Consider the following 12,721-nt stretch of genomic DNA (forward strand, 5'->3'; position numbering starts at 1 on the left):
AATTTTTGTCTCGGCATTATTGATCTATTTTATTACTGTCCAATTGTCATAGCTTCTTCTTTTATTTCCATAGTATCCATTTCATCAAATGTCACACCATTGAGTTTATTTTTTAAGTCTGACAATATATTATTTACTCTACTCTCTATAAACAAATCAATTGCATTATCGGGTAAAGTTCCATTTCTTGCCCAATCTAAAATTTCACTTGATAGCAAATGAGAAGGCATAATCGCTTCAAACTCTGGCTTGTCATAATCCTGCATATATTCAAGTGGGTTTCTATTTGTAATATCAAGGTTCGTTATTTGTGTTAAGTAAGCAATATTCATCAAACTATCGCTTGTAATTTTGTTTCTATATTGGTTATTCAGTACATATTCTGAATTTGTCGGAAAAATATGATGAAGATTTGGTTTGTCCGATGTAAAGAAAAAATTTTGAACTAATACTTCTCTATCGCAATGTTTCCAATCTTTTGGCTGGACACTGGCATATAATGCTAAAACAGCTCTACTCATTCTACCTTTTGAACTATAAGTAGCTGAACGAAGTCTGTGTTTATCTATCAAGAACCTATCAAATAATACTATCTCATTGTTTTTACTTTTGTTCAGAAAATCAATATGTTGAGCTAGTTGTGTTGTATTGCTCAACAAATCATCATTATGGAAACTGTTAAACCAAAAATATTTTTTGAGTAAACCATAGTCTGGTGAACTGTTTTTATAAAAATATGCTGTAACTGTAAAGTAGAAATAACGAAATGGTATTAAATAAGGTGTTTTAATATGTAGGTGGTTTTCAAAAAAGTCAAAAGTTTTAAGCATTGCTTTTTTTGTTTCGCTCCATACTGCTAAAATATGTTCGGTTTTGATTTCATTTAGGTATCTGTCGGTAATGTTTCTTACACCACTATTAGGAACATTATGATTTATTATTACCGACAAAATTTGTAAATAATCAAGATCACTAATTTTTAAGAACTCACTATTGTTATGGTTTCTGAAATCGTCAATTAAATCACGAAGATAAAATCCATTATCTGCTAGTGCGGTTGCTGTTTGTTGTGTTGCAGGTTTAAAAGTCTTTGCAACAACAATATCAAATATGTTGAGAGGTTTGCCAGCTTGATTTATTCGCTCGAAAATTTGACAGACTTCAGAAACTTGAATACCTTTAACTTCAATAAATGAAATTCTATAGTTGTCAAGAACACCTTTGATTTTTGACAATTCGGCTAAAATATGATGGTTAAAATCCTGATTTACGGCTGTACTATTAAATACATTTGTTTGAACTGTTGTAAAGTTATTTTTTATGTCAATTAATTTGACGATTAAACCTTCATCAAATCTTTTTTTCTTTCCAATATTAGGTCTGATTTCGCCATTTCTGTCATCAATTTCACTCCAGAATAAGAAACGATTTCGATAGCTTTCATCATCTGTATCCCCCTCAATAGGAATAGTAAGATCAACATACAGAAGAGGGTTAAATCCTAATCGTCCTTCTATACTGCCACCATATAGAGAAGTCAGAAGGGAAGTTGTTCGTTGTTGCCCGTCCAGAATATATTGATACTCTGTTCGGCTAAAATTGGTATCTGTGATGTGGTGTCCACCAATTTGTCTATGATTTTGTAATTTTAAGTCCGTCTTCCAAATCAAAATACTACCCAACGGATAAAATTTATAAATACTGTCCCATAATTTCTTTACATTCTCTTGTTCCCATACAACATCTCTTTGGAATGTTGGAATTTGATAATTCTTAGCAATCAATTCATCAAGATAAGTTGTCAGCCCTTTGTTAGTTGGAAAAATTCTGTCTATATAATTCATTTTTTATAGTGTTTATTTTCTATACCACTAAAATACAAAAAAAGCCAATCTGTAAACATTGGCTTTTCTTAATTGATTTATGAATTTCAAAGTTGTGAAACAAAAGAGTGTTCTAATCCCTTAAATTTATGCGATACCTTTTGCATATCCTTACCAACTTTCTCGTTGAGTATCTTGGCGTAAATCTGCGTAGTAGCAATGTTTTTATGTCCTAACATTTTGCTCAAACTTTCTAGCGGAACACCTTCACTCAAAAACAATGTAGCGAAAGTATGACGTGCCAAATGAAAGGTTACTTTCTTTTCTTTAAGACAGTCAATAAGTCCAGATATTCTTTTTAGGCTGTCATTGCAGACGGTATTTGAGGGTACAGTAAAAACCCTGCCATCCTTTGACAATCCTGCATATTTTTCGATAATCATCTTGGGAATATCCAACAGCATCACGTTTGACGACGTTGCTGTTTTTTTCCTGCGTACAATAATCCATTGATTACCATCGAAAAACTCCTGAAGATTACTGTTTCTCAGTCCTTTTATATCCGAATAGGAAAGCCCTGTAAAGCAACTGAAAACAAACAGGTCTTTAACCAACTCGTCTTTCTTCTTCTCACAGTTGAATGTTACAAGCTGTTCCAATTCGTTCCGCAACAGATAACCTCTGTCTTTGTCCTTTTTGGTATTCTTGTACTCGCTGAACGGATTAAAAGCAAGATGCTTTCTGCTCATTGCCAATCGGCAAAGCGTAGTAAATCCAATCATATACAGCCAAATGGTGTTGTGTGTCAAACTTTGGTCATCACGTAGGTAGTAATCAAAGTCCTGTACAAAATCAGGAGTGAGGTCGTTGAATGATAAGTCAGAATAACCGTATTTTGTTAGTGCAAAATTTCGCAGGTGCATTAACAGTGTTTTATACTTACTTCGTGTTCCATTTACCCGAAGTCCGCTATTGACTTTTTTCTCATAATCGGAAAGGAACTGTTCATAGAACTTGAAAAAGGTCAGCTCTCCACTTTCCATACCGAGAAAGGCATTTTTTAGTTTAGAACTGTTTACAGCTCCCTCATTTTTCAGAATTTTGGAATAGCATTCCTCAATACCTGAACGGATTTTATCAAGCTTGCTATTTGTTTCTTGGGCTTCTCGGCTTTTACCTAAAACCCTGCCGTACTTCAGATCCCAATTTGTTGCGGAAATATCCAGTTTTGTACTGAATGCAGACTGTTTGCCGTTTACGGTAATCCTGCACATAACCGTAAATTTTCCGTTTTTCTTTGGGGCGTTCTTTTTAAGGTAAAACAATACCTTAAATGTTGATTTTTTTGTCGTTTCCATACTCACAATTCTTAATGATAAAATTAAACTTATGTGAGCTACGGAATAATATGAAAAACTACGCAAATAACTGAAAAACAGATTTTTAAATCGATTGTTTTCGATGTTTAAAAGTAACGTTTTAGTAACCTTACTTTTGCCAAACTTCGCTTTTTCCTGCTTTTTACCTCATTACCAAAAAATAAAAAAACGATTGTAAAACCTTTATTTACAGTCGTTTTCCCTGTTGTTAATCTTTGATGTATTTTTACTGAAAATTTATTTTAAAGTATACAATCTATGGGAACTTTACTTCAAACCATCAAGCAGGAGGTCAAAAACTGGTGGTTGTTGGTGTTAACTGGTATACTGTTCATTCTTACCGGTATTTTCACTTTTGCTTATCCTGTTAGCAGCTATCTTGCTTTAGCCATCTTCTTCGGTATTGCGATCCTGTTTGGAGGATTATTCAAAATATTTTTTGCCATAAGTAATAGCAACGAGATGACCGGTTGGGGCTGGACTTTAGCATCCGGTATTATCGATACGATTATTGGCGGCGTTCTTACTTGGAATCCCGCTGTATCTGCCGTGGTATTACCTTTTGTTATTGGGTTTTACATGGTTTTTGCCGGGGGCTCGTTAATTAGCTTAGGTACCGATGCCAAGGCAATAAAACTCAGTGGCGCCGGGTGGACGATCACGGGCGGGGTATTGACACTTTTGCTCGGTATTATTATTCTATTTTATCCCGCGGCAGGCGCTGCTACAGCAATTATGATCACTGGAGTCGCTTTCCTATTAACCGGTATCACTTATTGCCTGATCGGCTTCAGGTTAAAAGAGGTTAAGAAATTATTGAAGAACCTCACGCATCCACATCCACCGAATCACTCATCATCCTAAAGTTATTATATGTTGCATCTTATTGATATAGCAATTAAATGGGTAGGTATAAGTTCCTACCCATTTTGATTACATGTACATTAGGCTTCCCCGTATTAACGCAACCAGAGGATTTTGCCCGCTTTGCAAGGTCTGAAGATTTGATTAGCTTCATCGTAGTAGTACGTGCAGTTAGAGAAATGATCCCATTCGCATACGAAATCGTAACCTTCTACACCCGCAGGGTAATAATTACCATCACTAGCTAAATAATATTGCGGTAAACTGCTGCAAGGCGCCTTGGATGAAGTGGCTAGCGAAGCACTGATGCTGCCGCCAATTGCTAATACTAAGAATACAATCTTTAGTTTTTTCATAAGTTTTGATTTTGGATATTAGGTTAACCAATACTTTATCGAAAGTATGAATGGCTGCTGAAATAGGGTATCAGTGCGCTAAATCATTGTCAAGATATTATACGGGGATGGTACACCTATTTGCTCCCGCTAATGGATAATTCTCCGAATTTTGACCAACTTTCTTACATAATTTTCACTATCGTTTATTCCCAAATTATTGTAGAATTTACACCTGAAAAAATGTTATGATTACGTTTATTTAGTCCTTCCAATCACTTTATCGGAAAGACTTTTAAGACTTTTTTGCTAAAATTGATACACGGGTTGCACAATCGATATAGCAAAATGTTTTGTGTTTTGTTAAAATAGTATTATTTGTGGTTAAGTTATTATATAAAAAGTTCTTAAAAAAAATTGAAAACCTTTATGGTAAAGGGTTTTGGAAGATCATAGCATTGTCTATCAAAATCAAAGCATATGCCATTGTAGGGGCTTGGCCTACAAGCTATTTTTGAAAGCATATAGTTTATACCATTCGCGCGTCTAGGTATCATTTCTGAAAAACAACCAAAAAATTGCAATGGAACATCCCACTAATCAGTGGACGGGTGGTCGTGTGGGTAAAGTATGCCTGCGTGTGAGTATATGGCTATTGATGATGCTCGTCTATTTACCAAAATCGTTCGCACAAGAAGCTAATGCCAACCTGAAAATCACGGGTGTAGTGAAAGATTCTACCGGCATCGGTATTCCCGGAGCCAGTGTTTACCTTGCGGAGAATCGTAGCGTAGGTACCGCAACAGATCCCGAAGGTAAGTTCGTTTTATCAGCTCCAGCAGGGGCTAAAATCATCGTTACCTCCATAGGTTTCCAAGATCAGTTGTTTATTGCTACGGCTTCCAATCTTGCGCCTGTCATTATCCTGCATTCAAACGAAGGCCAGTTGTCGGAAGTTGTTATCACGGCTTTCGGGAAGAAGGAAAGGAAAGAGGCTGTAGTAGGCTCGGTTACCTCGGTTAGTCCCGGGCAATTGAAAATTCCTTCCAGTAACCTTACAAATGCGTTAGCCGGGCAGGTGGCCGGTATCGTTGCTTATCAAAGAAGCGGTCAACCGGGTTTAGACAACTCCTCTTTCTTTATCAGGGGCGTAACAACATTCGGGTATAAGCAAGACCCGCTAATATTAGTTGACAACGTAGAATTGACAGCCACGGATTTGGCCCGCTTGCAAGTTGATGATATCGCCACTTTCTCAATCCTGAAAGATGCCAGCGCTACGGCTTTATACGGTGCACGCGGCGCTAACGGGGTAATTTTAATTACCACTAAAGAAGGTGTTGAAGGGAAGGCGGCGGTCAATGTTCGCCTGGAGAATTCTATCTCGTCTCCCACTCAGAACCTGGCAATTGCCGATCCCGTTACTTACATGAAAATGTATAATGAAGCAATTACCACGCGCGATCCATTGGGCGTTCCCTTATTTACTCAGAATGATATATATAACCGCGAACAAACATTAGCTAATGCGCCCGGTAGCAATCCTTATGTGTACCCGGCAGTAGATTGGTTGGATGCTTTGTTTAAAAAACATACCAATAATCAAAGGATGAATACCAGCGTCAGTGGCGGTGGTAAAGTGGCGCGTTATTATATAGGTGGTTCTTACAATGTGGACAATGGAATATTGAAAGTAAGCCCGGTCAATAATTTCAACAACAACGTTAAACTTCAGAATTACCAGTTACGTTCGAATGTTAATATCAACATTACGCCGACTACAGAAGCGATCCTGAGATTGTCAGGAACTTTCGATGAATACAACGGCCCGATCACGGACGATGGTTCTTTTTCTTCAGACTTATACCAGAAAGCCCTTCATACGAGCCCGGTACTGTTCCCGGCGTATTTTCCGTTCACGGAAGCTTCGCCATATAATACTCATATCATGTTTGGGAACAGTACATTGGGCACGGAAAACAATAATATAGGCTTTTCCAATCCTTATGCCGATATGATGCGCGGATATAAAGAGTTTTCCCGCTCCAGGATGTCGGCTCAATTGGAGTTAAATCAAAAATTGGATTTCGTTTTGCCGGGCTTGAACTTCCGCGGGATATTCAGCACCAACCGCTATTCTTATTTCGATTTAACCCGGAAGTATGATCCGTTTTATTATACGGTAGACACTTACGATCGTATTTCGAATACTTATACATTAAGATGGATCAATGATCAACCGGGCCAAGCTTCGGAATACCTGAGTTTTGAAGATGGCTATAAAGACATCAATACTTACGTGTACTTCCAGGGCGTATTAGATTATAATAACAACTTTGGAAAGCATAATGTCAGCGGGGCCTTGATCGGTACACGCCAGCAAACTTTATATGCGAATGCCATTGATCCTGCCACGGGAGAATCCAGTTTGCAATATTCTTTACCGTACCGGAATATCGGTTTGTCTGGCAGGGCCACTTACTCCTATGACGGCCGCTACTTCTTGGAATTTAACTTCGGCTATAATGGCTCTGAAAGGTTTGCCGCGAAAAACAGGTTCGGTTTCTTCCCTACTATCGGCGGTTCCTGGATCGTTTCGCGTGAGAAGTTCTGGTCGAGCGAAGTTATTAATCGTTTGAAACTACGCGCCAGTCATGGTTTGGTGGGTAATGATGCTATCGGTTCCCAGCGTTTCTTCTACTTATCAAATGTGAACTTAGATGGCGGCAACCCTGCATATTTCGGCCAAAATAATGCGGTAAACCGCCCCGGTGTAAGCATTACTAATTATCCCAACGAGGATGTTACCTGGGAAACATCCCGTCAAACCAATATCGGCGTGGAAATGAAGTTGTTCAAGAGTCTGAACGTCATCGCGGAAGTATACAAACAACATCGCTACAATATCCTGATGGGCCGCTCTTCTATTCCTTCAACGATGGGTCTGGAGTCCGCCATCAGTGCAAATCTCGGTACCGCTGATTCGAAAGGGATCGATTTATCAGCCGACTATAGTAAAACTTTCAAAGGAGGTTTCTGGATGTCTGGAAGGGCCAACTTCACTTTCTCTCAAAACCGTTACGGTTTTTATGAACAACCGGCATACAAAGAGCCATGGCGTTTATTATCCGGTGAAAAAATCGGCGTTAGGTGGGGGTATATCGCGGAGCGCTTATTTGTGGATGATAAGGAAGCTGCATCTTCGCCCACACAAGTATTTTCAGCCGGAACGAACCCGCCCAAAGGTGGTGATATTAAATATCGCGACATGAATGGCGATGGGAAAATATCCGAAGCCGACCAGGTTTTCTTGGGCTTGCCTTCTACGCCTGAAATCGTATATGGCGCCGGTGTTTCGATGGGATATAAAGGCTTTGATCTCTCTGTTTTCTTCCAGGGCGTAGGCCGTACATCTTTCTTTATCGATCCTTCACAAGTGAGTCCTTTCTTAAACAACAGGCAGGTATTGCAAGCATTCGCAGATAGTTATTGGTCGGAAGAGAACCAGGATTTATACGCGAAGTATCCAAGGCTGGGTATTTCGACAACGGATATCACGAACAATTTGCAAACGAGCTCCTGGTGGATGCGCGATGGATCATTCGTTCGGTTGAAGTCGCTGGAGTTTGGCTATACTTTGCCCAAACGTTGGTTAACGACGATGCATTTAACGAACTGTAGGATTTATTTCAACGGTTTGAACTTGCTAACATTCAGCAAGTTCAAGGACTGGGATCCCGAGTTAGCATCCAATGGATTCAATTATCCATTGCAGAAAGTATTCAACATCGGGCTAAACGTGAACTTGTAAAACACTACGCATGAAATTATTAAAATATATAGTCGCTCTTTACTTGGTCTGCCAAGCAGCAGCATGTAAGGATTACCTGGATGTAACGCCGGATAACGTCGCAACACTGGATTATGCGTTCAGGAACAGGAATGAAACGGAAAACTACCTGTTCACTTGCTACTCTACCTTGCAGAATATGGCGGATGTGGTTGCCAACCCGGCATTCACGACATCGGGAGAGATTTACTTTCCTAATACACTTACCGAGGCAACACTAGGTGGTCGTGGTAATGAAGTCGGCTTCCATCTTATCCGCGGAACACAAACTACGGATCAGCCGGCATTGAATTATTGGGATGGGGAGAACCTGGGGCAGCCCTTATTTAAAGCGATCCGCAGGTGTAATATCTTGTTGGAAAATATTGATAAGCCCGCAGATCTTACACCGGCAGAAAAAAATCGTTGGATTGCAGAAACGAAGTTTCTCAAGGCTTATTATCATTTTTATTTATTGAGAATGTATGGCCCTATTCCTTTGATTAAGGAAAACTTGCCGATTAATGCCACGACGGAAGAAGTGCGGGTACACCGCTCCAGCATGGACGAAAGCTTTGATTATATCGTTTCCTTACTGGATGAAGCGATCCCTGCCTTGCCTGCCAAGATTCAAAATCCTACGCAGGAATTAGGTCGCATTACCAAGACTATTGCCTTGGCTGTAAAAGCCGAAGTACTGGTAACGAGGGCAAGTCCATTGTTCAACGGCAACCCGGATTATTCAGGTATCACTGGAAAAGACGGTAAAATTTTATTCCCGGCTAATTATGATGAAACGAAATGGAATGATGCCTTGGCAGCTTGTGATTCTGCCATCAGGGCTTGCGATGCTTTAGGCTTACATCTCTATAAATTTATTGCACCGGGAAACTTGCCGAGCCTGCCTACGGCATTGAAACAAGTGATGGATTTGAGAACAACCATTACCGAAAAATGGGAGTTGAACAGTGAAATCATCTGGGCCTTAAACCCCACTTTCGGTTATCAACATATGTCGATGCCCCGGTTAACAAGCGAGATGGTTCAAAACATGGGGGGAGCGCCCGGAAACTTTGCCGTGCCTTTATCTATGGCTGAACTATTTTATACAGATCACGGCTTACCGATGAATGAGGACAAGACTTATGATTTCCGCAACCGTTATGAATTGACAGAGGTGCCGGAGTCTGAAAAATACTTGCTGCATGCGGGTTATCAAACTGTAAAAATGCACTTGGGAAGGGAACCCCGTTTTTATGCCGACCTTTCATTCGATGGAAGTAATTTCTTCGGTAACGGCGTTACCAACCCGGAAGCTATGTTATACGTACAAGCTAGGGGCAGTAATTCCATTGCCGGCCCAAAGGATAACATCCGTGTTAACGTAACCGGTTATTGGCCTTCCAAGCTCGTGAATTATTTATCCGTTTTCGGTACGGAAGTAACAGGGGAAAATTTCAGGTTGCCGATCATCCGCTTGGCTGGCTTGTATTTACTATATGCAGAAGCATTAAATGAAGTCGGCGGCCCCACGGCGGAAGTGATGAAATATGTAGATCTCGTTCGCGAAAGAGCCGGGATACCCGGTTTAGCAAATGCTTATAACCAGTATGCCAGCAACCCCGGGAAGATCAACTCGAAGGAAGGTATGCGCGAAGTAATACATAGGGAAAGAAGGTTAGAGTTATGTTTTGAAGGCGGAATCGGTTGGGATTTGAGAAGGTGGAAATCGATGCAACAGGTATTGAGCAACCCGATCCAGGGCTGGAGCATCCAGGAAACGGATCCTAGCGGTTATTACCGCGCCAGGACATTGGCAATCCCGGTATTTGGTTTGAAAGATTACCTGTGGCCAATTAAGAATGACGCGTTGATCATTAATCCGAACCTTGTTCAAAATCCTTATTGGTAACCGTAAATGCATCTGATCATGAAATCATCATTCAAATATATTTTATCGCCACTAGGCATCCTGCTTGTTGCCGCGCTAAGCGTTGTGCAAATGTCCTGCGGGGAGAAAGATTCATTCAACGATATCGTTTCATCCGACAAGGCACAACCCGGCCCGGTAACGAAAGTGGAAGTCAATAATTATGCAGGTGGCGCTTTAATTTCGTACGATTTACCCGCCGCCGAGAATTTACTATACATATTAGCCGAATATAAGATCAATGATCGCGTAACCCGTCAAACGAAGGCGTCTTATTATGCTGATACTATCCGGGTAGATGGTTTCGAAAAGGAGCAACCGTACGAAGTGACGCTCTACGCGGTTTCTAGGGCGGAAGTCCGTTCTGAACCGGTTACCGTTACGGTAAACCCCGGGAAACCGGCTTACCTGGATGCTTATACCACCGTGGCCATGGAGCGCGATTTCGGTGGTGTAAACATCACCGTGCACAACCAATACAAGCAAGCCATCGGTGTGATCGTGATTACTGATAACCCAACAGAAGGTATCATGACGCCCGTAGAGCAATATTATACCCAGCTCGAGTATGTCAATTTCAGCGTCCGCGGATTTGATACAACCGCGCACAATTTCGGGGTGTACATTACGGACCGTTGGGGTAATATTTCCGATACCTTATTGGAAACCATTCACCCGATTTATGAAACATTGGTGCCTAAATCAGGATTCAGCGAATACCGCTTAAGTAGCGATTCGCCCTTAGGAGCTACGGGTTTAGGTTGGAATACGACACATCTTTGGGATGGCAGCACCGGTGAGCCGGGATGGCATACCGAATCGGGTACGGGCAAGCAATTGCAAGTATGCACCTTCGATATGGGCGCCACGGTAAAATTGAGCCGCTATAAAATTTGGGAACGGGGCGAAGGGTACGGGAATGATTATTCCTACGGTCATGGAAATCCAAAAACCTGGACCTTGTGGGGCTCCAATGTTGCCGCCCCGCAAGACGCAGATTTGCCGATTTCTTCCGAACCCGGAACCGTGGTAGGTGATTGGATCAACCTGGGCAATTTTGACTGCCCGCCACCGCCGTCCGGAAATCCACCGGGACAAACCAATGCGCAAGATCTGGCTTTCGTACAGGCAGGATTCGAATTTAATGTGCCATTGACGGCGCCGAAGGTGCGTTACATCCGCTTCGCGGTGAGCAGCACCTGGGGCAATACAGATTTTGCACACGTATTGGAACTTTCTTTCTGGGGAGATACGAATTAATTTTTCCCTATAACCGGATGCAGCTCCCCCTAATAGAGCTGCATCCAAAACTACAGTTATATGAACCGTAATATTCTTAAATATATTCTCCTATTTGCAGCCTTATGGCTGGTGATCGCTGCATGTGAGAAAGATGCCACTTCTTACCGCGATTATCTCGCCGGGGCAGAAAAAGTATATCCCGGTTTACCAAGTGGTATCACTACTGCTACCGGTAATTACCGTATTCAATTAACCTGGAAGCCGAGTCCGGATCCATCCATTTCACATTACAGGGTGTTCTGGAATAATGGGAAAGATTCGGTGCAGGTATCTCCTGGAAAACCGGTGAATGATAGTTTAGTTTCCGTTGTGATTCAAGGTTTGACAGAATACACTTATACATTCGTAATATATTCTTATGATGCAAAAGGAAACCGTTCTATACCAATTGAAGTAAGCAATGTAAAAGTTTATGGTGATAATTATAAGCAGGGATTAACGAACCGCTACCTCAATACAGCCGCACCGTATGTGCTGTTGGATCAGGGTATCGTACTGAATTTCTTGGATGCAGATACGATAAATGTCGGGACGAGTATCCGTTATACCACTAAGAATAACATGGATAGTACCGTCTCGATCACCGCTGATCAAAGTAGTATCATGCTGTTTAATTATTTGCCCGGCACAAAAGTGTATTTCCAGTCGGCATACATCCCCACTTATAATTCCATTGACACATTTTATACATCATACGAGGATTCATTAGCCAATATTATCAGTCCCTTGGACAAAAGTTTATTCAGCCCGGTCATTTTACCGAATGATGTAGGCTACTATGATAGTTATAATAACCTGACCCAATTGTGGAACGGTAATACGTCTCCGACCTCTTACCCGGATATTTATCATAGTGATGCATCGCATCCCTTGCCACATCATTTTACATTCGACTTGGGCAAAACTTACGGTTCATTGGCACAATTCGAGATCATCGGTAGGGACTGTTGTAACAACCCCGTTTCCTTTGAAATATGGGGTATTGATGATTTGACAAATGCTATTACCACGCTTCCCTCCAATGATCCGGGATGGAAAGATGAAGCCATCAGTAAAGGTTGGAAATTATTGAAAACAGTCAATAGAACAGATGATGGGGTAGCGCCGTATAAAATTTCTTTCGATGAAGATGTTCCGGCCGTTCGGTATATTCGGATCAGGATTTTAGCCGTGGCTAGTGGCGATGGTTATTTTAGTAATATCAGCGAATTAAGTTTCTGGAGTCGTTAAAAAGCGTTTCGTAAATAAAAAACCATAAA

8 protein-coding genes are annotated in these 12,721 nt (G+C 41.0%); 5 read left to right on the forward strand and 3 right to left on the reverse strand.

The window, feature by feature from the left end; all coding sequences use genetic code 11:
* Window positions 1–32 precede the first annotated feature (32 nt).
* Both COR50_RS08410 and COR50_RS08415 read right to left on the reverse strand, forming a co-directional pair.
* Window positions 33–1,844 carry a DUF262 domain-containing protein gene (locus tag COR50_RS08410; protein WP_098193586.1) on the reverse strand — a complete coding sequence of 604 codons (1,812 nt, stop codon included), beginning with the start codon at window positions 1,842–1,844 and terminating at the stop codon, window positions 33–35.
* An 86-nt stretch (window positions 1,845–1,930) separates the two neighbouring features.
* Window positions 1,931–3,181: a site-specific integrase gene (locus COR50_RS08415; protein ID WP_098193587.1), complete on the reverse strand. Its 1,251-nt coding sequence runs from the start codon at window positions 3,179–3,181 to the stop codon at window positions 1,931–1,933.
* Window positions 3,182–3,460: 279 nt separating this feature from the next.
* On the opposite strand from COR50_RS08415, the gene COR50_RS08420 reads away from it, so the two are divergent.
* Window positions 3,461–4,066, forward strand: a complete 606-nt coding sequence (locus COR50_RS08420) for an HdeD family acid-resistance protein (RefSeq protein ID WP_098193588.1) — start codon at window positions 3,461–3,463, stop codon at window positions 4,064–4,066.
* Window positions 4,067–4,161: 95 nt separating this feature from the next.
* Here the strand turns inward: COR50_RS08420 and COR50_RS08425 are convergent, their stop codons facing one another.
* Entirely contained in the window at window positions 4,162–4,422 is a 261-nt protein-coding gene (locus COR50_RS08425; RefSeq protein WP_098193589.1) for a hypothetical protein, read from the reverse strand.
* A 562-nt stretch (window positions 4,423–4,984) separates the two neighbouring features.
* Here COR50_RS08425 and COR50_RS08430 point away from each other — a divergent pair.
* The 4 genes from COR50_RS08430 to COR50_RS08445 are packed head-to-tail and all read left to right on the forward strand — an operon-like array spanning window position 4,985 to window position 12,692.
* The gene (locus COR50_RS08430; protein WP_232516315.1) at window positions 4,985–8,212 is read left to right on the forward strand and encodes a SusC/RagA family TonB-linked outer membrane protein; all 3,228 of its coding nucleotides are present in this window, start codon (window positions 4,985–4,987) and stop codon (window positions 8,210–8,212) included.
* A 10-nt stretch (window positions 8,213–8,222) separates the two neighbouring features.
* Window positions 8,223–10,142, forward strand: coding sequence for a RagB/SusD family nutrient uptake outer membrane protein (locus COR50_RS08435; protein ID WP_098193590.1), 1,920 nt, complete (start codon window positions 8,223–8,225; stop codon window positions 10,140–10,142).
* Between the two features lie 18 nt (window positions 10,143–10,160).
* Window positions 10,161–11,420, forward strand: a complete 1,260-nt coding sequence (locus COR50_RS08440) for a DUF5000 domain-containing lipoprotein (protein ID WP_198405810.1) — start codon at window positions 10,161–10,163, stop codon at window positions 11,418–11,420.
* Between the two features lie 60 nt (window positions 11,421–11,480).
* Complete coding sequence (locus tag COR50_RS08445; protein WP_098193592.1) at window positions 11,481–12,692, forward strand: DUF4998 domain-containing protein; 1,212 nt, start codon at window positions 11,481–11,483, stop codon at window positions 12,690–12,692.
* Window positions 12,693–12,721: the final 29 nt, after the last annotated feature.

It is taken from the genome of Chitinophaga caeni (assembly GCF_002557795.1).
GTDB classification, from domain to species: Bacteria; Bacteroidota; Bacteroidia; order Chitinophagales; family Chitinophagaceae; genus Chitinophaga; species Chitinophaga caeni.